The organism is Dactylosporangium sp. NPDC051541 (genome assembly GCF_044454505.1).
Lineage (GTDB): Bacteria > Actinomycetota > Actinomycetes > Mycobacteriales > Micromonosporaceae > Dactylosporangium.
In genome coordinates, this window is record NZ_JBITDU010000006.1 from 422713 (window position 1) to 444748 (window position 22036).

The following is a 22036-nucleotide window of genomic DNA, read 5'->3' on the forward strand; positions in this document are numbered from 1 at the left end:
GGCGGCTACTTGGCGGCGCCCAACGTGTCCAAGGCGGCGGCGGCGCCGGGGTGGATCGGGACCGGGTCGGTCTTGCGGACCGTCTGCAGGGTGATGCCCTTCGCGGCCGGGTTGGCCTTGGCCAGGTCGTCGCGCTTCTCGACCAGCGTTTTCGTCAGGACGCAGGCCAGGCCCGGGTCCATGTCGGAGCGGACCAGCAGGACGTTCGGCACGACGATCGTCTTCACGTCACCGCTCGACTTGTACGTCGTGGCCGGGATCGTGCCGGCCTGATACGCCGGGCTCAACGCCTGCATCTTCGGCAGGAGGTCGTCGATGTTGATGAACTTCACCTTGTCGCCGGCAGTGGTGAACAGGTCGGTGACGCCGGACGTCGGCAGGCCGCCGGACCAGAAGAAGGCGTCGATCGTGCCCGCCTTCATGCCGTCCGTCGTCTTTCCAAGGTCCAGGCGCTGCGGCTGGATGTCCTTGTCCGGGTCCAGGCCGGCGGCCTTCAGCAGGCGCTGAGCGATGACCTCGGTGCCGGACTTCGGGGAGCCGGTCGAGACGCGCTTGCCCTTCATGTCGGCGACCGAATTGATGCCGGAGTCGGCGCGGACGACGACGTGGGTGGAGTTGTCGTAGATGCGGCCCAGCGCGGTGATCTTCACCGGCTTGCCGTCGAAGGAGCCGGTGCCCTTGACCGCGTCCGTCGCCGTGTCAAACAGCGAGAACGCGACCTGATAGTCGCCCTTGTCGAGGCTCTGGATGTTGCCGACCGACGCCTGGGTCTCGGCCGCCGTGGCCTTCACCTTGCTGCCGGTCGCCTTGGTCACCTGCTCGGCCAGGGCGTTGCCGACGACGTAGTAGACGCCGGTGGTGTTGCCGGTCGCGATCGCGATCCGGGTGTCGGACTTGACGCTGCAGTCGACTGCGGCGCCCGCGGCCGCGCTCTCAGAGGTCCCGGCCGGAGTCTGCTTACCCCCGCAGCCGGCCACCGCCGACAACAGGATCGCTGTCGCGCACAGGATCTTCAGATTTCGCACGTGAGCCCCCATTCGCTAGAAACACCAACAGTCCTGCGAGCCCGAGCAGCACCAGGCCGGCGACGACGGTCCACAGGTCGAGCCACAGCAGGGCGCAGGCGGCCAGTCCGGCGAGCGTTCGCGGTACCAATGAAGCCGCTCCTATGCCGACGAACCATCCACCCGCCGCGACCGAGAGCGCGAGGACCCCGACGGCCGACGCGGCGAGCGCGAACGCCACCCGGTCCCAGCCGCCGAGGCCCAGCAGGCCCTGCCCGGCCGGGGTGACGACGAAGGCGATCGGCACCAGATACGCCGGCAGCGCGTACCGCAGCGTCTGCCACATCGTCGGGAACACCCGCCCGCCGGTCACCGCCGCGGCCGCGACGGAGGCGAGCGCGGTCGGCGGGGTCGCCTCCGACAGCACCGCGAAGTAGAAGATGAACATCGCCGTCGCCGGCTCGGAGATGCCCAGGTTGAGCAGCGCCTGCCCGAGGATGACCCAGCCGATGATGAACGACGCGGTCACCGGCACCGCCAGCCCGAGCAGCGTCATGGCGATCGCGGCGAACACGGCGGTCAACGCGACGACGGCGGTCTGGTTCGTGGCCAGTTCCTGCGCCCAGTCGACCATCAAACTCGAGAGTTGCGGGCCAAGACCGGTTTTGGTGGTACTGGCTGTGATGACGCCCGCCGCGGTGCACACGGCCACGACCGGCAGGACGCCGCGGATGCCGGCCGCGAGCGCCTCGACGAGCCGCCGTGGCGTGAGCCGATGCCGCCGGTCCAGAAACGACAGCACCGCCGCGAGCAGCGTCGCCCACACCACCGCCTGCGTCGCGGACCGCCCGAGCGCCAACAGGATGATGATCACGAACAACGACAGGAAGTGATACCCGAACCGCGTGAGCAACGACCACGCCGGAGGCACCTTCAGGTGTACCGCCCGGGCCCCGAACCGCCGCGCGTCGATCTCCACGGACAGCAGAATCCCCAGGTAATACAGCACCGTCGGCACCGTGGCCCACCCGAGGACCTTGAGATACGACACGTTGAGGTACTCGGCGATGATGAACGCCGCGGCCCCCAGCGTCGGCGGCGACAGGATCGCACCCACCCCGGCCGCGGCCAGCATGCCGCCGGCCCGCTCCGCCGGATACCCGGCCCGCCGCAGAATCGGCCAGGTCACCGCCCCGATACTGACGGTCGTCGCGGCCCCCGAACCGGACACGGTCCCGAGGAGAAACCCCGACGCCACCGCCGTCCGCCCGGCCGCACTGCGCGAACGCCGGAACGCGGCCACGGACAGCTCCACGAAGAACGCGCCCGCCCCGGACAGGTCGAGCACCGCCCCGTAGATCGTGAACAGCACGATGTAGGAGGCGGCGACGTCCAGGGGCGTGCCGTAGAAGCCGCTCGGCGAGTTGTACAGCGCGTCGACGATCTGGTCGAAGTCGAGGCCCGCGTGCGCGATCTCCCACCCCTGCGGCAGGAACCCGCCGTAGTAGTCGTACGCGAGGAACAGCGCGCAGACGATCGGCAGCACCCAGCCCGTGGTCCGCCGGGTCGCCTCGACGACCAGCAACAGCAGCGCCGCACCCATGACCACGTCGAGCGGTTCGAGCAGCCCCTGCCGGTCGAGGAACGCGTCGTACCCGCCGCCGGCCGAGCCGATCGCGACGGGCAGCACCGGATACAGGCAGGTGACGAGCGCGACGACGGCCAGGACCCAGTCCCCGGCGGTCGGGCCCCCGCCGAGGACCGGGCCGTCCTGAACCACTTCCGTGTGACGACCCCGAAGCCGCCGCCGGCCGATCACGCCTGCACCCATAAGGCCTGTGACGCCTGACAGCTTGATACCTGACGGATAGAGAATGAACACCAGCGGCAGCACCAGCCCGAGGAAGATCACCAGGTAGTACTGGCTGCCCTGCGGCAACGGCCGGAACACCTGCCACAGCACGAGCAGCGCGGCGAACGCGGCGACGGCGGTGACCCCGACATCGACGGCCCCACGCACCCGCCGCCCCGGCTTCTCCTCCTCGAACTGCGCGGCGAGCTCTCGCACCCCGGCGTCTTCGAGCACCGAAGCGTCAACGATCTCGCCGTCGACCCGCTCCTGCGCCTCGCCGTCTTCCCGCGCTGGGCTGTCTTCCCGCGTCTGGCCGTCTTCCCGCGTCTCGACGTCGTCCCGCACTTCACGGTCGCCCGGAGTGCCGGCGTCCTCCTGCGCCTTGGCGTTCTCGCGGGTTGCGGCGCTCTCCCGTGCCTTGGCGTCCTCGCTGGTTGCGGCGTTCTCGCGGGCTGCGGTGTCTTCGGTCACGGCGTGCGGTTGGGCCAGGGCGTCGGCGAGCACCGGGGCGTCGGCGGCGTCGTCGGCGGCCCGCTCCCGTGCGGTGGCGTCGTCCGGCATGCGTCCGGACAATACGCGTTTTCATGAATATTCGTAATGCTCTACTTCTGGGATTTGGTAGCGAATATGCAACAACGCGGCATCATGGTCGACGTGTACGAGTTGGACGTCGTCGCGCCCGACAGTCTGGGCCGGTTCGTGTACCGCTGGTATGGCCCCCCGGACCGCCCGCCCGCCGACCTGCGCCTGCCCGCCATCCCGGAGGCCCTGGCGGAGTGGCACCGCCTGGCCGCCAGGTACACCTTCCCCCTGAGCCGCGACCACGAGATCCTCCCGCCGGGCCGTCCCCGCTTCTGGCAGGGCGCCGGCGATTGGTACTCGTACGACGCCGAAGCCTTCGCCGCCGGCGCCCTCGACCCGGAGGTCATCGAGAACGACGACCTGCACACGGGCCTGCCGCTGTCGCGGTTCCTGGTCTACGCCGCCGTCTACGAGGCCACCTACGCCCCCGTGCACGGCCTGGTCCGGATGAACCCGACCGCGCACGAGCTACGCGAGGTGAAAGTCCGCCTACGCGAGCTCGACGACGGCCTGTGGCAATGGCCCGACCCCGCCCTCCGCTACTACGGCGACGACGACCTGCTGGCCCACTTGGGCCCCGACCGCATCGTCATAGCCGCCCGCCACCGCGACGCCCTGGGCCGCTTCGACGGCCTGGCCCAGCACTGGGACTGGGACTCGAGAACCCTGTAACCCAATCAACGTCGACGAAAATCAACCACGTTGACGAAAATCAACCCCCGCCACCCAAATCAACCCCGCCGACGAAAGTCAACCCGCACCGCCGTAGTCAACGTGCGTGTGTGAAGTCAACGTGCGCCCGCGGTAGTCAACGTGCGTCGGTGCGATCGACGGGCGTCGCCGTAGTCAACGTGCGCTGGCCGGGTCGACGGGCGTCGCCGTAGTCAACGTGCGCTGGCCGGGTCGACGCGCGTGGGTGCGGTCGACGTGCGCTGGCGAAAGTCGACGTTCGTCGGTGGGGAGGTGTCAGGGGACGTGGACGAGCATGGCGCAGACGTCTTCGTCCTCGGGGACGTTGAGGACTGTCATCAGGTGGTCCACTACGGCGTCGAAGTTTGACATGTCGATTGTCTCGCCGGCTCGGCGGACCAGCTCCAGGCCACCGCCTCGGCGGCGGTCGGAGCGGGTGCGGGGGACGCCCGCGTTGCCGCCCGTGTAGAACAGGACGCGGTCGCCGGGGGCCAACGTCACGGCCGTGTCGGTGTAGCGCATCTGGTCCACCTCGCCCAGCGGGAGACCCAGCGGACCCGACAGGACCTCGCCGCGGCCGTCGGCGGCGTAGCGGATCGGGGCTACCTGGCCGGCGGCGGCCCAGCGGAGCTCGCGGGTCTGCGGGTTGTAGCGGGCCACGATCAGGCAGGCCGTGTGCTCGGTCTCCATCTGGCAGAGCATGGTGTTGACGGCCGTGAGGATGTCGCCGGGGGGCATGTCCAGCATCGCGTAGGCCCGGACCGCGTAGCGCAGGCGGGCTGCGGTCGTCATCGAGGACAGGCCGCGCTCGTCCACGTCGCCCAGCACCAGGATCGAGCTGCCGTCGGGGCCGACGGGGGTGGCGTCGAACCAGTCGCCGTCGATCGTGCCGACGCGCTCGGGGGAGCGGCAGCGGCCGCAGATCTCGACGCCCTCCAGGTGGCCCAGCTCCGGGTCGGTCGGTAGGAGGGCCTTCTGCAGCGCTTCGGCCGCGCGGCGTTCGTCGGCCAGGCGGTGGCGCTGCGCGGCCAGGGCCTCCTCGGCGCGGCGGAGACGGGCCTCGATGGCGCGCTCCTCGGTGACGTCCTGGACGGTGCCGCGCACGGCGGTGACGTTGCCGGTGTCGTCGTGGATGGGCTCGGCGGTCAGGCGCAGGCGGCGGCCGTTGACCCGGCCGGCGCCGCGGACCTCGGCCAGGAGCTGCTTGCCCTCGACGATCGTGCGGCGCACCGCGTCCTGGACGGCCAGCAGGTCGTCGGGGTGGACGCTGGCGGCGAGCTCGGCGACCGGGATGCGGCTGCCGTCGCGGGCCGGCTCGCGGCCGCCCTGGCCGCGGTGGAACAGCGCGACCAGCTCGGGCGAGCAGCGGGGCTCCGGGTCGCGCAGCTCCCAGCAGAACGATCCGATGCCGGCGATCCGCTCGGCCTGCAGCAGCTGGTCGTAGAGCAGGTCGGCCTCGGTCGCGACCCGCCACACGGCGAATACGCGGTCCCAGAGGCGCACGACGTGCACGGAGAGCGTCTGCGGGCCCGGGACGCCGTCGGTGCGCGGGTCGGCCCGCAGCCCGTCCAGGCGCCTCGGCTGACCGTCCTGCAGCACCCGTGCGAACTCCGGCAGCAGCGTCGAACTGCCGAGCGCCGGGTAGGCGGCCAGCAGCGTGGCCTCGTCGGGGTCGACCCGGGCCCCGGAGAAGATCTGGCGCGCGAGACCGTTGGCGTACTCCACGCGGAAGTCGACGACCTGCCCCTCCTCCTGCACCGGGGAGAGCAGGGCGGCCGGGTCGTGCAGCGCGTCGACGACGGTCGGCAGCCACACCTGGGCCGGGGCCGCCTGCCCGCTGTCCTCGCCGGCGACGTTGAACCAGGCGCTGGCGATCTCGTCGCGGATGAGCGTGTCGACCTGGCGGCCCACGGGCTCGAGGAGCGCGGCGACGTATCGGCGCAGCTCCTCCGCCTCCGGGAGCGCCTCGGCCCAGGTCATGAGGATGCCGCCGATGACCCGTTCGCCGGAGATCAGCGGCGAGGCGAGCAGCGTCTCCCCGCCGAACGGCGGCTGGCCCAGCACCGGGAAGCGCCGCCGGGTGTCCGGCTCCGGCGCGAGCCAGAGCGTCTCGACGTCCTGGGCGGCGACGACCAGCGGCAGGCCCGGGTCCGGGGGAATGCGCGACCACTGGGTGCGCACCTCACCGGCGACGCCGAACGTGCCCACGCCGCGCTGCGCACCGTCCGGGTCGAGCAGGGTCAGCAGGACGGCGGTCGGGGCCGGCCACGCGGTCGGCGCGGTGCCGAGCACATCACAGATCTCGTCATAGCTGCGCGCGGCCGCGATCCGGGCGCTCAACAGCTGATGTTGGGACTGCAAAGCTTCGACTTCGGGGGTACGGCTCGCGCGTTTGCGGGCTTGAGGGAGTACCACCGAAGAATCTGGCTTTTCGGGCTTTTTGCCTCGCGCGAGAGCGACGTGCTGGCGCAGCTCGTCGTCGATGAGATTCACCACATCGGGCGCATTGGGGTCGGGTGACGTGGTGCCGACGATGGCCGCGGCGACCTCGATGAGCTTGATGTTGGTGCGCTGACTGAGCCGCACCAGTTGGTCGAAGCCCTGGTCGGGGGTGACGCCGAGCCGCTCCACGAGCACACCCTTGGCCTGCTCGATCACGGCGCGGTTGCGCATGGCGGTGCGCACCCCGGTCAGCTCGGCCCGCAGCTTCGCGACCAGGGCGGCCAGCGCCTCGGCCGGCTCCGCGCTGCTGCTGCCGCTCTCCTCGGGGGCCTTGTCGGCCATTGCTTCTGCCTCTCCCGTCCGTGCCTCGATGCGCGCCTGCGTCGACTCGCCCGTTGATGTTTACCACCATCCGGCCCGGGTAGGGGCGTTGGCAGGTCAGCGCAGTCGGTTTGTGGAGGTTGGAAGAGTTGAGGATCGCTTTGGTCTCCGCTCAGGCCAGCCCGCTCGGGCTGGGGGGACCGACGGCGGGCGGCCGGCACACGCACGTGGCGGCCCTGGCCGAGGCCCTCGGCGCCCTGGCACACGAGGTCACCGTCTACGTGCGGCGCGAGGACAAAAGCGTGCCCGAGTCGGTGCCCCTCGCGCCCGGCGTCACCGTCGAACAGGTCCCGGCCGGCCCCGCGGAGCCGCTGCCGCCGGACGACCAGCTGACCCTGATGGGCGACTTCGGCCGCGCCCTGGCCACCCGCTGGGGCGACCAGCCCGGCAGCGGCCCGGACGTCGTGCACGCCCACTACTGGCTCTCCGGCCTGGCCGCGCTCACCGCCACCGCCGACGTGCGCCGCCCGGTCATCGTCACCTACCACGGCCTGGCCGCGGCCGAGCGCCGCCACCTGCCGATGGACCGCAACACCAGCCAGGGCCCCCGCGCCGGGCTGGAGCGCACGCTCGGCTCCCTGGCCGACCGGGTCGTCGCGCAGAGTGAGGACGAGGTCGCCGAGCTGGGCCGGATGGGCGTCCGCCGCGGCTCGACCGTGATCGTCCCGGCCGGGGTCGACACTGAAAGGTTCACACCCACGGGGCCGGCCGCCGACCACCGCCGCCCGGGAGTGCGCCGCATCCTCTCGGTCGGGCCGCTGGTGGAGCGCAAGGGCTTCGGCGACCTGATCGAGGCGCTGCGCCGGGTGCCGGGGGCCGAGCTGGTCGTCATCGGCGGCTCCGACCCGGCCCGCCCGCCCCGCGACATCGACACCGACCCGCAGGCCCGCCGGCTGCTGGAGCTGGCCGACGGCCACGGTGTCGCCGACCGGGTCCGCATCGTCGGCGCCGTCCCGCACGACGACCTGCCCGCGTGGTACCGCTCCGCCGACGTGCTGGCCTGCGCACCCTGGTACGAGCCGTTCGGCCTGACCCCGCTCGAGGCCATGGCCTGCGGTGTGCCGGTGGTCGGCTACGAGGTCGGCGGCATCGGCGAGAGCGTCATCGACAACGTCACCGGCGTCCTCGTCCCGCCCCGTGACATCAACGGCCTGGCCGGCGCGCTGCGGTCGCTGCTCGGCGACGAGGTCCGCCGGATGAGCTTCGCCAGCGCCGCGATCGACCGGGTCCGCTCCCGCTACACGTGGGAGCGCTCCGCGACCGAACTGGAGCGGGTGTACCGCACCGTCACGGGAGTCACCGAGGCCGAGGAGTCCGACGAGGACGAACTCTCCGAGGTCTCCTGACCACGTTCGGTGGGGAGTGTCTTGTTTTCGGGTCCGAGCACGGGGTAGGTTGAACAAACCACATCTGCATCCGTCGTTGGATCTTCTCCACCGATGGATGGCCTCGGCGGGTCGTCAAATCAGCCGCGACCCAGTCGCCGAAGGCCCGTGCCGGGCGCTCGAGACCAGGGCGCCACCGGCCGAACCTGAAGCCGCTACGCCGCGCGTCTGCGCTGGTCCGCGGCTGTGTCTGGCAGGGGGACCCCCTCATGACCGTTCCCACCGTAGGCCGCGCACCCGGCAAGGAAGCCGAGACGGCCGCCGCCGCGCTCCTGACCCTCCTGGCCGACCTCCCGGCCGGCAGCCCCGACCGCGCCCGCATCCGCGGCCGGCTCATCGAGCTGTACTTCCCGCTCGCCGAATACCTGGCCCGCCGCTTCCGCAACCGCGGCGAACCCCTCGACGACCTCACCCAGGTCGCCGGCGTCGGCCTCATCAAATCCGTCGACGGCTACGACCCGACCCGCGGCGCGGCCTTCACCAGCTACGCGATCCCGATGATCGTCGGCGAGCTGAAGCGCCACTTCCGCGACAAGGGCTGGGACGTGCGCGTACCCCGCCGCCTCCAGGAACTCCGCCTCGAACTCAGCAAGATCTCCGGCGACCTGGCCCAGGAACTCGGCCGCTCACCGACCGTCGCCGACCTCGCCACCCGCGTCGGCGTCAGCGAGGAAGAGGTCATCGAAGGCCTCGAATCCGGCCACGCCTACCGCGCCCTCTCGATCAACGCCCCGCTCGGCGGCATCGGCGAAGACACCGGAGCCGAACTCGCCGACCTCCTCGGCGCCGCTGACCGGGAACTGGAGGCCGTCGACTACCGGGAGTCGCTGCGCCCGCTGATCGCCCGCCTGCCGGAGCGCGAGCAACGCATCATCGCGATGCGCTTCTTCGGCAACCTCACCCAGACCCAGATCGCGGAACGCCTCGGCATCTCGCAGATGCACGTCTCCCGCCTCCTGGCCCACGCCCTGACCTTCCTGCGCGGCGAACTCGTCGAACCGTTCTGAGGAGCGCGATCAGCGGTCTTCCCGGGCGGGGTGGTCGAACACCTCGCGCCGGCCGCCGTCGTGCTGCGTGGAGACATAGGCGCTGGCCTGCTCGTTGAGCCACCACGGCGGCAGGCCCATCGCCTCGGCCACGTTGCGCGCCTCCTCCAGGACCACGCCGTGCGGCACGAACGTGGCGTCGACGTCGCGGGTCACCCGGTTGGCGTCGTACGCGAGGGCCATCGCGGCGCCGCCGACGATGAACAGGTCGGCCACCACGCCGCGGCGGACCAGCCGGTCGCCCAACGCGGCGAACGCTCGCTCGAGCTCCGCCCGCCCGAGGAGTCCGTCGTCGCTCATGCGGCTTCAAGATCGCGTGCGGAGAGGTAGACGCCGTGCTTGCGGAACGCGGCGGGGGCCCAGACCAGGGCCTCCATGCGCTTGGACGGCAGCGATGAGGGGAACCACGGCGTGTCCAGCACCCGGGACCGCGACCATTGCGGTGGCGCCTGGTCGCTCCGGACGAGTCGCCCGGCTGCGTGAAGGCTGCACCTTACGCGGGGGTGAGGAGTTCGCTGACCGAGAGCTGGTAGACGTTGTAGGCCTGCTTGATCACCGGGTGGGCTACGTTGCGGACCGGGACGCCGCCTGGGGTTGTGCCTCGTTCGGAGCCCGCGTGGGCGTGGCCGTGGACGGCCAGGGCGGTGCCCGGGGTGGCGTCGATGGCCTGGGCCAGGTGGTAGGAGCCCAGGAAGGGGTAGATCTCCAGAGGTTCGCCCAGCAGGGTTTCGGGGACCGGTGAGTAGTGGGTCAGGGCGATCCGTACGTCGCAGTCGAGGGCGGCCAGGGCCGTGCCGAAGCGGGCGGCCAGTTCGCGGCCGTGGCGGGTGAACGCTTTCATCTCCGGCTCGCCGAACTCGCTGGCGCAGGCGCCCGCGAAACCGCCGCCGAAACCCTTCGTGCCCGCGATGCCGACGCGCACGCCGTTGCAGGTCAGGACGGTGCTCGTGCACTCCAGGACGGTCAGGCCGGCCTCTTGCAGTACCCCCGAAACCGCATTTTGCTGGTCCGAGTGATAGTCGTGATTGCCGAGGATCGCGACGACGGGGACGGGCAGGCCGCCGAACTCCCGGGCCACGCAGGCCGCCTCCTCGGGCGTGCCGTGCCTGGTCAGGTCGCCGGCCAGGAGCAGCAGGTCGGCCTTCTCGCCGAGGTGCTCCAGCGCGGGCCGGTAACGGCCGACCACATCCTGGTCGAGGTGGACGTCGCCGACCGCCGCGACCCGGACACACCCCTCGCTGGTCCCTGACACGCCGACGCCTCCGCAAGCTCCAGCGCCGGCGCGCCTAAACTGTTCCTCCTGGTGAGCGGCCTCTCCGCTTCGCTCCGAACCGCTCACAGCTCCTCCACCTCATCGGGCTCGTGGACTCGGGTCAGGCCGATGTTGCACTGCACCGGAAGGTCCGGGAACGCCTCGGCGACCACCTGGCAGATGGCGGCGCGCCGCTCGGCGCTCTCCACTTCACCGACAAGTGCGATGCCGGCGTCGGTACGGACGAATCGGATGCCCTGCTCCGTGATGCGCTCGTCCTCGGCCAGCAGGTGCTGCAGTTCGCCCTCGACGTACTGGTCTGTGGACATCGTCTTTCCCCCTCAGACGGCCGCGGCCAGAGCTGTGGTCTCGGCCAGGGATACCACGCCGAGACGGTCGATCAGGAACAGGAAAGCATGCGCGTAGGGCGAGTGGGCCGTTTCCCGGTAGACCCGGGGCCAGTCGATCTGCTCGCGCAACGACCGCGCGACGGGCAGGCCGCGCGCGTAGTCGCAGTAGTGCGCCGACCACGTCAGCACCTTGTGAATCATCAGTTCGGTGGCCGAGAGGACCGGCATGTGGCAGGCGTTGACGGCGATGATGTCGGTGTCCCGCATCGTCGCGTCGGTCACCGGGCGCTGCACGGGGCAGAAGATGAAGTCGATGAGCAGGTCGCCGTCGTCCTCGGTCTGGTCCCAGGCCTTGACCAGCCAGCCCTCGGGCGGCACGTCGGTGCGGAACCCGATCTCGGCCAGCGTCGCGAGCACCCGCTCGGCGTCCTCTTCCTTGATGAGGAAGTCGATGTCGTGGTCGACGGACTCCCCGCCGCGGGCGTACACCGCGAAGCTTCCCGCCAGGCAGAAGGGAATGTCCGCTTCCTTGAGCTGGAACGCGGCCTTCTTGAGCGTGGCGATCAGCGGCTGCCTGTCTTCGGAAACTGCCATGATTGACGGCTTACCCGTCTGATCATTCCGCCACACGCGATGATTGCAGCAGCTCACCCAGGCGGAGCAGTTCACCGGCCGGGCAGGCCTGGGCCAGGCGCGGGAAGAGCTCGGTCTCCTCCTCCAGCATGTGCTGGCGCACGGTGTCGAAGCAACTCGGCGTCAGCGGCCCGAACGCGGCGTGCTCCGCCTCCTCGTAGGCCGCGATGTCCGGCCCGGCCGGCAGGTGCGCGGCCAGGGCCGGGTGCAGGAACTGGGTCTCGGCGTCGGTGTGCTGCTCGAGGGCGTCCGCGGCGGCGATGAGCGCGGCCTGGCGCAGTTCGGCCGTCGGCGCGGTCTCGACGTCGGCGAACAGCGACTCCAGCCGGCGGTGTTCGGCCGTGAGGAGCTCGAGAAGATCCGCCGACATGGACCGGGGGTACCCATACAAGCCATCGACGTAACGGACTAAGGCTTTCGCGATCTTGGAACATGTGTTCGAATACTCGCCATGGAGCGGAGAAAACACTGGTGGAATGGCACCTGGGGCCGGCTCGCGCGGCGCGACGTCTACGTGTTCGAGGACGGCGGCGTGTGGTGGGTGGAGTCGCGGGAGGGCGGGGCCGACGGGCGCGCCCGGCGCTTCGAGTTCGCCGACGAGGACAGCGCGATGAACTGCGTCTCCGGTCTGCTGGCACAGCCCGGCAATTGGCGTGAACTCAAGTAGACGCAACGAATCGTCGGCTTGTGGGAGTACCACACAAGAAAAATGCTTTGAAACGCACTGAATCGCAATGGTTCGACGGCTTCGGGGGTCGTACGTTGGTGCACATGACCATGAGTCGTCGTTACCTCATGTGCCGCCCGACGTACTTCGCGGTGGACTACGCGATCAACCCGTGGATGGACCCGACCGCGCCGGTCGACGCCGCCCGGGCCGTGGCGCAGTGGACGACCCTCTACGAGCTGTACCGCTCGCTGGGCCACACCGTCGAGCTCATCGACCCGATCCCCGGCCTGCCCGACATGGTCTTCGCCGCCAACGGTGCGACGGTCGTCGACGGCCGGGTCTACGGCGCCCAGTTCCGCCACCCCGAGCGCGCCGACGAAGGCCCGGCCTACCTGGAGTGGTTCGCCCGCAACGGCTTCGACGTGCACGCCGCGAAGAGCGTCAACGAGGGCGAGGGCGACCTGCTGCTGGCCGGCGAGTGGATCCTGGCCGGCACCGGGCTGCGCACCGAGCACGCCGCGCACGCCGAGGCCCAGGAGCTCTTCGGCCGGCCCGTCCTCACGCTGCAGCTGGTCGACCCGCGCTACTACCACCTGGACACCGCGCTGACCGTGCTGTCGCCCGAGAACGTCGCCTACTACCCCGGTGCCTTCTCCCGTGGCAGTCAGGAAGTGCTGCGGCGGTTGTACCCCGATGCCGTGCTCGCCACCGCGGCCGACGCGGCCGTCCTGGGCCTCAACGCCGTCAGCGACGGCCACCGGGTCGTCCTGCCGTCCGCCGCCACCGAGCTGGCCGCGCGACTAGCGTCGAAGGGGTTCGAGCCGATCCCGGTCGACGTCTCGGAACTGCACCGGGCCGGCGGCGGCCCGAAGTGCTGCACATTGGAGGTGCGGGGATGACCAGCATTGCGAACCGGACGGCCCCGGCGGTCGAGGAGGCCGAGCGGCACACCGCGCACAACTACCACCCGCTCCCGGTCGTCATCGCCGAGGCCGAGGGCGCCTGGGTCACCGACGTCGACGGCCGGCGCTACCTCGACTGTCTGGCCGGCTACTCCGCGCTGAACTTCGGCCACCGCCACCCCGCCCTCATCGCCGCCGCCCGCGAGCAGCTGGACCGGGTCACCCTGACCAGCCGCGCGTTCCTGCACGACCAGTTCGGCCCGTTCTGCGCGGACCTGGCCGCCCTGACCGGCAAAGACATGATCCTGCCGATGAACAGCGGCGCCGAGGCCGTCGAGACCGCGATCAAGGTCTCGCGCAAGTGGGGGTACAAGGTCAAGGGCGTGCCCGCGAACCAGGCCACCATCATCGTGGCCGACGGCAACTTCCACGGCCGCACCACGACCATCGTGAGCTTCTCCACCGACCCCGAGGCCCGCGCCGACTACGGCCCCTACACGCCCGGCTTCGTGGTCGTGCCCTACGGCGACCTCGACGCGCTCGCCGCGGCGATCGACGACACGACGGTCGCGGTCCTCCTGGAGCCGATCCAGGGCGAGGCCGGCGTCCTGGTCCCGCCCCCGGGCTACCTCCCCGGCGTCCGCCGCCTGTGCACGTCGCGCAACGTCCTCTTCGTCGCCGACGAGATCCAGTCCGGCCTGGGCCGCACCGGCGCGACGTTCGCCTGCGACGACGAACAGGTCGTGCCCGACATGTACATCCTGGGCAAAGCCTTGGGCGGCGGCATCGTCCCGGTCTCCGCAGTCGCGGCGTCCGCGGCCATCCTGGGCGTCCTGCGCCCGGGTGAGCACGGCTCCACGTTCGGCGGCAACCCCCTGGCCTGCGCGGTGGCCCGCGCCGTCATCGCCCTGCTCGCGACCGGCGAACCCCAGGCACAGGCCCGCGAGGTCGGCGCGCACCTGCACCGCCGGCTCAACGCCCTGGTCGGCCACGGCCTGACCGCCGTGCGCGGGCGGGGGCTGTGGGCCGGGATCGATATCGACCCTTTGCTGATGACCGGCCGCGAGGCCAGCGAGCGGTTGATGGCCCGCGGCGTCCTGGCCAAGGACACTCACGGGTCGACGCTCCGCCTGGCCCCGCCGCTGGTCGTCACGAAGGACGAGATCGACATGGCCGTGGACGCCCTGGAGGCAGTCCTCAAGTCCTGACGGACTCAGGATCCCAACCGACCGCCGGCACGTCTCGCGTGTCCCCGCCATCTCCGGCGTGGCCGCGCTGCCAGCGCATCCTGCTAATGATCCTGCTAATCTGCCTCATTAGCAGGATCATGAGCAGGATGGTGGCGGTGTGAACGCGGAAGAACTCGTGGAGATCGTCGAGAACCTCCGCGTGCTGGGCAGCGACGTAGCTGATATCGAAGTGAAGAAGGCGCAGGGCGGCTTCCCGAAAAGCCTGCGCGAAACGCTGTCGGCCTTCTCCAACACGCGCGGAGGGATCGTCGTCCTCGGCTTGGACGAGGCGGCGCGCTTCCAGCCCGTGGCGCTCGGCGATCCAGCCAAGCTCGCGTCGGACCTGGCCGCGCTTTGTTCCAGTGAAATGGAGCCGGCGTTACGGCCCTACATACAGATTCTCCCTTTCGAAGGCGTCCAGGTCGTCGTCGCGGAAGTGCCGGAGATCCCGCGGGAACAGAAGCCTTGCTACTACAAGGGTGCGGGCCTGACCAAAGGTGCCTACACGCGCCTCCACGATGGTGATCGACAGCTCTCCAGCTACGAGGTGCAGATGATGCTGTCCGCACGTGGACAGCCGAAGGATGACCTCGAGCCGGTCGTGGGTGTTGGTATCGAGGCGCTCGATCCGCACCTGGTGTCAGCGATGATATTGCGGCTGCAGAGCAGCCGTCCGTACTCCTACCGTGATCTGAACACGGAGGAGATTCTCCGCCGTACGAAGGTCTTGGTCACCCGCCCCGACGGCTCGGGCGACGATGTTTCGATCGGCGGGCTTCTCGCGTTGGGTAGTTACCCTCAAGAGCATTTTCCTCAGCTGATGCTGTCTTTCGTTCACTACCCCACGGCAGCCGGTCCGGCCGAGGACTCCGGCGTCCGTTTCCTTGACAACGTCGCGATCGAGGGGCCGATTCCGGTGATGGTTCGCGATGCTTTGGCGGCTGTCCGGCGGAACATGTCGCGGCGTGCGATTACTACTGGAGCCGGGCGGCAGGATATCTGGGAATATCCCGAGACAGCCTTGCGGGAAGCTGTCACCAATGCGCTTGTCCACCGAGATCTCTCGGCTGCCTCACGGGGAGCGCAGGTCCAGGTGGAGATGTTTCCCGACCGTCTCGTGGTCCGAAACCCGGGTGGTCTGTTCGGTCCGGTGACGCTGGAAAATCTCGGCGAGGAGGGTGCAACGTCGTCTCGGAACGCCGCACTCCTGCGAATCCTCGAGGATGTCCCGATTCCCGGAGAGGAGCGAACAGTCTGCGAGAACCGGGGTTCGGGAATCCGGGCGATGCTGATATCGCTGCGACGCGCCGGCATGACGGCGCCGAAGTTCGAGGACCGGATCTCGTCCTTCGTTGTTACGTTTCCCAATCACTCTCTGCTCGGTGATGAGGTTGTCCGCTGGATCGGCAGTCTCGGAGAGGCCGGGCTGACGGACAGCCAGTGCATGGCGCTCGGCGTGATGCATGACGGGACAGTCATCGACAACGCAAGCTACCGAAAGCTGACCGGGCTGGACTCCCGCAAGGTGACGAGCGAACTTCAGGATCTCGTGGCGCGCGAAGTGGTGGACCAGGTCGGAACCGGACGGTGGGCGAGGTATCGGCTCCAGCAGCGATCCAGCGTTGAGGCCGACAGCAGCCGGCCTCGGCGGATGACGCCGGCGAACCGTCGGGAGGAGATTCTCGAGGTGCTGGGCACCACGACCGCCTCCCGCGCGGAACTGGCGGCCGCGACAGGTCTGTCTGACCAGACGGTCCGGCGGTGGCTGACCATCCTTCGGCGGGAAGGCCTGGTCGAGGGGACGGAGACATCCTCTGCGAGCAAGCACACCAGATATCGGCGAGTGCGGCCGTCAGCCGGGCCGGCGCCGGAGCAGCTCTTCTGAACCGTGAGGCCGGTCGGCAGGGTCCAGGAAGGTGAACATGCGGCCTTCAGCGGGGAGGGGTCGTGGTTGGGCTTCCAGGCGGTGGACGCCGAAGCTGAAGACGCTGTGCTGCGGGGCCAGGTAGGACTGTTCGGCGAAGCCGGCCGCGGTGAAGGCGGCCCGCAGCTTCGGTGTGGGGTCGTGGTGCTGGCGGCCGCGGGTCCATAGCACCGTGGCGCCCGGGGTGCACAGGGACGGTAGGGCGGCGATGGTGGCCAGGGCGTCGGGCTCGGTCATGTTGCCCAGGACGCCGACCAGGATGATCAGATCGGCTGGGACCGCGCCCTTGTATGCCGTGTACAGGCCCGCGTCCGTCTCGGCCACCTCGACGCCGGACAGGCCCGCGGCGGCCGCGCGGGTGCGGGCTACCGCGGCGTTGCGCGGGTCCAGTTCGATCAGCCTGGCCGCGACCCGGGTGGCATCGGAGCGCGTCGACAGGACGCCCAGCAGGTCGCGGCCCTCGCCGGCGCAGATGCTGACCACGCGCAGCGCGGGGTCGGGGCGGGAGTCGAGCCAGGCGGAGATCGCGGCCTGGACCTCGCGCAGGCGGAAGGTGAGGTCGGAGGCGGGGTTCTCGTAGGCCTCGTGCCAGGCGGCCCAGTCTTTGGTGGTCATCCACCCATACTGGTCGATCGGCGGCGCAGTCGGGTGAGCCAACCCCGGCGCTGGGACGGGACCTGGGGGACGTCGGCCGTGGTGACCTCGGCTACGGCCACGTCGGGGGTGGCGGGGCGGACCGGGGGAATGAAGGTGGGGACCGGGCGGGGGCGGGGGAGGGGGGTGCGCTCGCCGTGGGCCACCGGGCAGCGGGCGGCCGGTGCGGGGATCGGGGAGCGGCCGCGGCTTCCCAGTTCGCGGGCGTCCGGGTCCAGGTAGAAGCCGGGGCGTTGATCGGCCTCAGGGTAGTACCGATGGAAAACGCCTGTCGTGGAGGCGCTCATCGGAGGGACGATCCAGGACCAGTCGGCGGGGGTGGTGCGCCCGGAGCGCTCCTCGCTGGCGACGTGGGCCAGGAAGCGTTCCGACTCGGTGTGGTGGTCGCTGATCCGGGCGCCGGCCTGGTCGAAGGACCACAGGACGGCGCGGTTCAGTTCGACCAGGGTCCGGTCCTTCCAGAGGGAGCGCTCCGTGGACGTGTCGAGGCCTAATCGGTGGGCCAGGAGGGGCAGCAGGTTGTACCGGTCGTGGTCGGCGAGGTTGCGGGCGCCGATCTCGGTGCCCATGTACCAGCCGTTGAACGGGGCCAAGGGGTAGTCGACGCCGCCGATCGTCAGGCGCATGTTGGCGATGGCGGGGATGGCGTACCAGCGCAGTCCCAGCTCGGCGAACCAGCGCTGCTCCGGGTGCTCGATCGGGACCTCCCACACCGCGTCCTCGGGCAGCTCGTGCAGGGACACGGTGCCGTCGGGGGCCTCGATGGCCAGCGGGAGGACGTCGAACGGGTCGTCGGGCTTGCCGCGCCAGCCGTACTGCTGCAGCGTCTCCGTGAACTGGACGTACTTCGGGTCGCCGACGACGGTGCCGTCCGCGTGGCGGTGGCCGGCGTAGCGGACGAGCTGGTCGTTCCACAGGCGCACGTGCTGGCGGCCGGGGGCGTGCGGGGCGAAGATCGAGATGACCGGGCGGATCACGTGGCGTTCGCGCTGGCCGGCCAGGCGGAGGTGGCGGACGAGCTCGTCGAAGACCTCGGTGGGGGCGGTGACCTTGCGCAGGTCGCGTACGACGAGGCTGCGCCAGTAGAGGCGGCCGATGCAGCGGCTCGCGTTGCGCCAGGCGACGCGGGCGCCGAAAACCAGTTCGGCGTAGGTCTGCGCGTAGGTGCCGGTCTCGGCGATCTCGTCGCGGACCCGGGCGACCCGCTCCCGGGCGTTGCCGCCGGGCTGCTGCTCGCTGTGGAAGAGCTCCAGGAACTCCGCCGCCTCGTCCGGATCGACGGGGGTGTGTGCGTCCCAGGGTTGGGCCGGCGTGTCGCGATATCCGGGCACGCTCACGCGCGTCACCTCCAACAACGATGTTTCAGGGGTGCCAAACATCGTGACGAGGCACGGAAACCGGATGTCGCACAACGTGTGCGTTCGGCATCGCACAGTCAGCTATTGCAAGTTGCAAAAAGAAAGGGGGCGCCTCCATTGGTACTGGAGACGCCTCCCACGAAACGCCAGTCAGCCCGACGAAACCCGGCGCAGCCGCGCCAGGTAGGTCTGGACCACGACGACCAGCGCGATGAACGCCCCGCTGATGACCGTCTGCCAGGCCGACGTGATCCGGCCGCTCTGGTTGATCAGGTTCTGGATCACCTGGAGCAGCAGCACACCGGCGATCGTGCCGCCGAGCGTGCCCGCGCCGCCGGTCAGCAGGGTGCCGCCGATGACGACCGCCGCGATCGCGTCGAGCTCCATGCCGGTGCCCAGGACGGTGACGCCGGAGCCGAGGCGGGCCGCGTTGATCGCACCGGCCAGCCCGGCCAGGACGCCGGAGAGGACGTACACCCGGATCTGCGTGCTGCGGATCTTCACGCCCATCAGCCGGGCCGCGTCCTCGTTGCCGCCGATGGCGTAGACGGACTGGCCGAAGCGGGTCCGGTACAGCAGCAGCATCCCGAGCGCGAAGAGCGCGATGACGAGGTAGACCGGGTAGCCGATGCCGCCGAGCGTGCCCGACCCGAAGTGCTTGAACGCGTCGGTCTTCACCAGGTAGGTGTCGGCGCCCTCGTCGGACAGGGCCAGCATCAGGCCGCGGGCGCCCAGCAGGCCGGCGAGGGTGACGATGAACGGGGCCAGCCGCGCGTAGGCGATGATGCTGCCCTGCACCAGCCCGAACACCCCGCACACGACCAGCGGCAGCGCGAACGCGGCCCAGGTGCCGTACTGCGACGCCCAGGCCGCCAGCACGCCACCGAGCACATACAGCGACCCGACGGACAGGTCGATGCCGCCGCTGATGATGACGAACGTCATGCCGAGGGCGATCAGCGCGGGCGGCGCGGTGGAGATGAGCACCGTGCCGAGGTTGTCGTAGGTGCGGAAGCTGTCCCACGTGATCGCGCCGATGATGATGACGAGTGCGAGTACCGCCAAAGCGCCTTGACGCTGAAACCGTTCGACGAGCTTCTCGGTCCGCGCCGCGGCCGCCTCGGCCCGGGCCACCTTCGCCGGCGGCGTCACGACAGTGTCCGTCTGGCTCATCGCGTCCTTCTTTCCCGGGCGGCGTAGACGGCGACCAGGATGATGACGGCCTGGACCATCTGCGCCGTCGAGTCGCGCAGGTTGTTGGCGATCATCGTCGCGGTCAGCAGCTGCATGAGCAGCGCGCCGGCCACGGTGCCGAGCACGCGGACCTTGCCGCCGGTGAGCGGGGTGCCGCCGACGACGACCGCCGTGATCGCCGAGAGCTCGATGAGCAGGCCGATCCGGGAGGCGTCGGCCGAGCCGATCCGGGCCACCTGGATGACACCGGCGATGCTCGCGAGGACGGCGCTGATCATGTAGACGGTGACCAGTACCCGGCGGACCGGGACACCGGCCAGGACCGCGGCCGGGCGGTTGTCGCCGACGGCCAGCAGGCGCCGGCCGAAGACCGTCCGGCGCACCACGAAGCCGATGATGACGGCCAGGACGGCGGCGATCCAGACGGTGTACGGCACCCCGAGGAACTGTCCCGTGCCGATCTCGATGAAGTCGGCGTTGCGGATGTCCTTGTAGCGCCCGCTGGACACGACCAGCGCGATGCCGCGCCCGGCCACCAGCATCGCCAGGGTCGCCACGATCGGCTGCAGCCCGACGAACGCGACCAGCCCGCCGTTGACGAAGCCGATGACCAGGCCGCCGACGAGGGCGAGGACGATCGCGGCGACGGGGCCGTAGCCGAGGTACAACGGGATGATCGCGGCCCCGAGCGCCATCACGGACCCGACCGACAGGTCGATGCCCTCGGTGCCGATGACCAGCGCCATGCCGAGGGCCACGATCACGACGGGCGTAACCTGGACGAGCTGGATGCGCAGGTTGGACCACTCGAGGAAGTTGTCGGTGTACACCACGTTGAAGAGGACCAGCACGAGCAGGGCCACGTAGACGCCGTACACCGGCAGCAGTTGCCGCCAGCGCGAGACCTCGACGGTCTTCACAGAAGTCGTGGCTGAGGTCATGACGCCGCCACCGCGATCACGTTCATCAACTGCTCCGTCGTCACTTCATCGCCGCGCAGCATGCCCACGACGGCGCCGTCCCGCAACACCACGACCCGGTCCGAGCCCTCGATGAGCTCCTCGGCGTCCGAGGACACCAGGACCACGCCGAGGCCCTCGGCGGCGAGCTCGTCGATGAGCGCCTGCACCTCGGCCTTCGCGCCCACGTCGATGCCCCGCGTGGGCTCGTCCAGCAGCAGCACCTTGGGCCCGGTGGCCAGCAGCCGGGCCAGCAGCACCTTCTGCTGGTTGCCGCCGGAGAGGTCGCCGACCCGCTGGTGCGGGCTGGAGGCCTTGATCCGCAGGCGCTGCATGAACGTGTCCACGATCTGGTCGATCTTCTTCTCGGACACCACGCCGGCCGTCGACAGCCGAGGCAGGATCGCCAGGGCGATGTTCTCCCGCACCGACAGCCCCAGCGCGATGCCCTCGGCCTTGCGGTCCTCGGGCTGCACGGCGATGCCGGCCCGCAGCGCGCTCACCGGGGTCGGGCGGCGCAGCGGCTTGCCGTCGATCTCGACCGCCCCGCTGTCCAGGGGCAGCGCGCCGGCCACCGCCTTGATGGTCTCGCTGCGCCCGGCGCCGAGCAGGCCGCCGAGCCCGACGACCTCGCCCGGCCGGACCTCGAAGCTGACGCCGTTGAGCCGGTGCCGGCTGTTGAGGTCGGTGGCCTTGAGCACCGGCGCGGCGCCGGTGGCGTCGTGCTCACCACCGAAGCTGGTGAAGGAGCGGTCGGCGTCGACCGGGCGGCCGAGCATGTGCGAGACCAGTTCGACCCGCTCGAGGCCTTCGAGCTTCCCGGCGTGGACGAGCCGGCCGTCGCGCAGGATGGTGACGCGGTCGCAGATGCGGTACAGCTCGTCCAGGCGGTGGCTGACGTAGATGATGCCGACGCCGCGCTCGTGCAGCCGGTGGATGACGCCGAAGAGCGTCTCGACCTCGCGCGGCTCCAGCGAGGACGTCGGCTCGTCCATCACGACGACCTTCGCGTCGACCATGACGGCCCGGGCCAGGGCCACCATCTGCTGCGCGCCGAGCGGCATGAGGCCGAGCGGGCGGCGGACGTCGGAGGTGATGCCGTAGGCGGCGAGGGTCTCGGCCGCTTCGCGGTTCATCCGGGCCACGTCGACGAGGCCGAAGCGGTTGCGCGGCTCCCGGCCGAGGAAGAGGTTGCGCGCCACGCTCATCAGCGGGACGAGGTTGACCTCTTGATAGATGGTCGAGATGCCGGCCGCCTGCGCGTCCAGCGGCCCGTTGAAGGACACGGCGCTTCCTTGGTACCGCACCTCACCCGCGTCCGGCCGGTAGACCCCGGTGAGCACCTTGATCAGTGTCGACTTGCCGGCGCCGTTCTCGCCGACGAGCGCGTGCACCTCACCCGGGTTGAGCGTGAACGAGACGTCGTCGAGGGCGCGCACGCCCGGGAACTGCTTGCTGACCCCGGCCACTTCCAGCAGGGACATGTGTTGCCTCTTTCCGCGTCGAACCTGGGCTCGCTTTCCGAAAGC

20 protein-coding genes are annotated in these 22036 nt (G+C 70.3%); 7 read left to right on the forward strand and 13 right to left on the reverse strand.

Annotated features, from left to right (window positions below; all coding sequences use genetic code 11):
* Positions 1-5: 5 nt before the first annotated feature.
* Together ACIA8L_RS28535 and ACIA8L_RS28540 are read right to left on the reverse strand one after the other, a co-directional pair.
* Positions 6-1025: a TAXI family TRAP transporter solute-binding subunit gene (locus ACIA8L_RS28535; RefSeq protein WP_395909558.1), complete on the reverse strand. Its 1020-nt coding sequence runs from the start codon at positions 1023-1025 to the stop codon at positions 6-8.
* Positions 958-3417: a TRAP transporter fused permease subunit gene (locus ACIA8L_RS28540; RefSeq protein ID WP_395909559.1), complete on the reverse strand. Its 2460-nt coding sequence runs from the start codon at positions 3415-3417 to the stop codon at positions 958-960. Before ACIA8L_RS28540 ends, ACIA8L_RS28535 begins: the two co-directional genes overlap by 68 nt.
* A gap of 66 nt (positions 3418-3483) precedes the next feature.
* Here ACIA8L_RS28540 and ACIA8L_RS28545 point away from each other — a divergent pair, with 66 nt between their 5' ends.
* The gene (locus tag ACIA8L_RS28545; RefSeq protein WP_395909560.1) at positions 3484-4110 is read left to right on the forward strand and encodes a hypothetical protein; all 627 of its coding nucleotides are present in this window, start codon (positions 3484-3486) and stop codon (positions 4108-4110) included.
* A gap of 294 nt (positions 4111-4404) precedes the next feature.
* On the opposite strand, the gene ACIA8L_RS28550 is transcribed toward ACIA8L_RS28545, so the two are convergent.
* The gene (locus ACIA8L_RS28550) at positions 4405-6912 is read right to left on the reverse strand and encodes a SpoIIE family protein phosphatase (protein WP_395909561.1); all 2508 of its coding nucleotides are present in this window, start codon (positions 6910-6912) and stop codon (positions 4405-4407) included.
* Positions 6913-7040: 128 nt separating this feature from the next.
* Here ACIA8L_RS28550 and ACIA8L_RS28555 point away from each other — a divergent pair, with 128 nt between their 5' ends.
* The gene (locus ACIA8L_RS28555; RefSeq protein WP_395909562.1) at positions 7041-8297 is read left to right on the forward strand and encodes a glycosyltransferase; all 1257 of its coding nucleotides are present in this window, start codon (positions 7041-7043) and stop codon (positions 8295-8297) included.
* Between the two features lie 248 nt (positions 8298-8545).
* Positions 8546-9343 carry an RNA polymerase sigma factor SigF gene (locus ACIA8L_RS28560; RefSeq protein WP_395909563.1) on the forward strand — a complete coding sequence of 266 codons (798 nt, stop codon included), beginning with the start codon at positions 8546-8548 and terminating at the stop codon, positions 9341-9343.
* Between the two features lie 9 nt (positions 9344-9352).
* On the opposite strand, the gene ACIA8L_RS28565 is transcribed toward ACIA8L_RS28560, so the two are convergent.
* The 5 genes from ACIA8L_RS28565 to ACIA8L_RS28585 all read right to left on the reverse strand — a co-directional run bounded on the left by ACIA8L_RS28565 (position 9353) and on the right by ACIA8L_RS28585 (position 11987).
* Positions 9353-9682, reverse strand: a complete 330-nt coding sequence (locus ACIA8L_RS28565) for a hypothetical protein (RefSeq protein WP_395909564.1) — start codon at positions 9680-9682, stop codon at positions 9353-9355.
* Positions 9683-9875: 193 nt separating this feature from the next.
* A complete protein-coding gene (locus tag ACIA8L_RS28570) occupies positions 9876-10634 on the reverse strand; it encodes a metallophosphoesterase (protein WP_395909565.1) in 759 nt (252 codons plus the stop codon).
* A gap of 83 nt (positions 10635-10717) precedes the next feature.
* Entirely contained in the window at positions 10718-10963 is a 246-nt protein-coding gene (locus ACIA8L_RS28575) for a hypothetical protein (RefSeq protein WP_395909566.1), read from the reverse strand.
* A gap of 12 nt (positions 10964-10975) precedes the next feature.
* Positions 10976-11578, reverse strand: a complete 603-nt coding sequence (locus ACIA8L_RS28580) for a nucleotidyltransferase family protein (protein WP_395909567.1) — start codon at positions 11576-11578, stop codon at positions 10976-10978.
* A gap of 22 nt (positions 11579-11600) precedes the next feature.
* Positions 11601-11987, reverse strand: a complete 387-nt coding sequence (locus tag ACIA8L_RS28585) for a hemerythrin domain-containing protein (RefSeq protein ID WP_395909568.1) — start codon at positions 11985-11987, stop codon at positions 11601-11603.
* A gap of 81 nt (positions 11988-12068) precedes the next feature.
* Here ACIA8L_RS28585 and ACIA8L_RS28590 point away from each other — a divergent pair, with 81 nt between their 5' ends.
* From ACIA8L_RS28590 to ACIA8L_RS28605, 4 genes are all read left to right on the forward strand, one after another.
* Positions 12069-12284 carry a hypothetical protein gene (locus ACIA8L_RS28590; RefSeq protein WP_395909569.1) on the forward strand — a complete coding sequence of 72 codons (216 nt, stop codon included), beginning with the start codon at positions 12069-12071 and terminating at the stop codon, positions 12282-12284.
* Positions 12285-12388: 104 nt separating this feature from the next.
* Positions 12389-13186, forward strand: coding sequence for a dimethylargininase (gene ddaH / locus ACIA8L_RS28595; RefSeq protein WP_395909570.1), 798 nt, complete (start codon positions 12389-12391; stop codon positions 13184-13186).
* Entirely contained in the window at positions 13183-14397 is a 1215-nt protein-coding gene (gene rocD / locus ACIA8L_RS28600; protein ID WP_395909571.1) for an ornithine--oxo-acid transaminase, read from the forward strand. The genes ddaH and rocD overlap by 4 nt, the downstream gene beginning before the upstream one ends.
* 139 nt (positions 14398-14536) lie before the next feature.
* Entirely contained in the window at positions 14537-16303 is a 1767-nt protein-coding gene (locus ACIA8L_RS28605; protein ID WP_395909572.1) for an ATP-binding protein, read from the forward strand.
* Here ACIA8L_RS28605 and ACIA8L_RS28610 read toward each other — a convergent pair.
* From ACIA8L_RS28610 to ACIA8L_RS28630, 5 genes are all read right to left on the reverse strand, one after another.
* Complete coding sequence (locus ACIA8L_RS28610) at positions 16271-16957, reverse strand: SAM-dependent methyltransferase (RefSeq protein ID WP_395909573.1); 687 nt, start codon at positions 16955-16957, stop codon at positions 16271-16273. The genes ACIA8L_RS28605 and ACIA8L_RS28610 overlap by 33 nt on opposite strands.
* Positions 16954-18333, reverse strand: a complete 1380-nt coding sequence (locus ACIA8L_RS28615; RefSeq protein ID WP_395909574.1) for a nitric oxide synthase oxygenase — start codon at positions 18331-18333, stop codon at positions 16954-16956. Before ACIA8L_RS28615 ends, ACIA8L_RS28610 begins: the two co-directional genes overlap by 4 nt.
* 171 nt (positions 18334-18504) lie before the next feature.
* Positions 18505-19527 carry an ABC transporter permease gene (locus ACIA8L_RS28620; protein WP_395909575.1) on the reverse strand — a complete coding sequence of 341 codons (1023 nt, stop codon included), beginning with the start codon at positions 19525-19527 and terminating at the stop codon, positions 18505-18507.
* Positions 19524-20489: an ABC transporter permease gene (locus ACIA8L_RS28625; protein ID WP_395909576.1), complete on the reverse strand. Its 966-nt coding sequence runs from the start codon at positions 20487-20489 to the stop codon at positions 19524-19526. The genes ACIA8L_RS28620 and ACIA8L_RS28625 overlap by 4 nt, the downstream gene beginning before the upstream one ends.
* Positions 20486-21991: a sugar ABC transporter ATP-binding protein gene (locus ACIA8L_RS28630; protein ID WP_395909577.1), complete on the reverse strand. Its 1506-nt coding sequence runs from the start codon at positions 21989-21991 to the stop codon at positions 20486-20488. Before ACIA8L_RS28630 ends, ACIA8L_RS28625 begins: the two co-directional genes overlap by 4 nt.
* Between the last annotated feature and the right edge of the window lie 45 nt (positions 21992-22036).

Coding starts and splice junctions, on each gene's coding strand:
- ACIA8L_RS28540 (WP_395909559.1), bottom strand. CDS start 3,417: ATGCCGGACGACGCCACCGCACGGGAGCGGGCCGCCGACGACGCCGCC.
- ACIA8L_RS28545 (WP_395909560.1), top strand. CDS start 3,484: ATGCAACAACGCGGCATCATGGTCGACGTGTACGAGTTGGACGTCGTC.
- ACIA8L_RS28550 (WP_395909561.1), bottom strand. CDS start 6,912: ATGGCCGACAAGGCCCCCGAGGAGAGCGGCAGCAGCAGCGCGGAGCCG.
- ACIA8L_RS28560 (WP_395909563.1), top strand. CDS start 8,546: ATGACCGTTCCCACCGTAGGCCGCGCACCCGGCAAGGAAGCCGAGACG.
- ACIA8L_RS28565 (WP_395909564.1), bottom strand. CDS start 9,682: ATGAGCGACGACGGACTCCTCGGGCGGGCGGAGCTCGAGCGAGCGTTC.
- ACIA8L_RS28575 (WP_395909566.1), bottom strand. CDS start 10,963: ATGTCCACAGACCAGTACGTCGAGGGCGAACTGCAGCACCTGCTGGCC.
- ACIA8L_RS28580 (WP_395909567.1), bottom strand. CDS start 11,578: ATGGCAGTTTCCGAAGACAGGCAGCCGCTGATCGCCACGCTCAAGAAG.
- ACIA8L_RS28585 (WP_395909568.1), bottom strand. CDS start 11,987: ATGTCGGCGGATCTTCTCGAGCTCCTCACGGCCGAACACCGCCGGCTG.
- ACIA8L_RS28590 (WP_395909569.1), top strand. CDS start 12,069: ATGGAGCGGAGAAAACACTGGTGGAATGGCACCTGGGGCCGGCTCGCG.
- ddaH (WP_395909570.1), top strand. CDS start 12,389: ATGACCATGAGTCGTCGTTACCTCATGTGCCGCCCGACGTACTTCGCG.
- rocD (WP_395909571.1), top strand. CDS start 13,183: ATGACCAGCATTGCGAACCGGACGGCCCCGGCGGTCGAGGAGGCCGAG.
- ACIA8L_RS28610 (WP_395909573.1), bottom strand. CDS start 16,957: ATGACCACCAAAGACTGGGCCGCCTGGCACGAGGCCTACGAGAACCCC.
- ACIA8L_RS28620 (WP_395909575.1), bottom strand. CDS start 19,527: ATGAGCCAGACGGACACTGTCGTGACGCCGCCGGCGAAGGTGGCCCGG.
- ACIA8L_RS28625 (WP_395909576.1), bottom strand. CDS start 20,489: ATGACCTCAGCCACGACTTCTGTGAAGACCGTCGAGGTCTCGCGCTGG.
- ACIA8L_RS28630 (WP_395909577.1), bottom strand. CDS start 21,991: ATGTCCCTGCTGGAAGTGGCCGGGGTCAGCAAGCAGTTCCCGGGCGTG.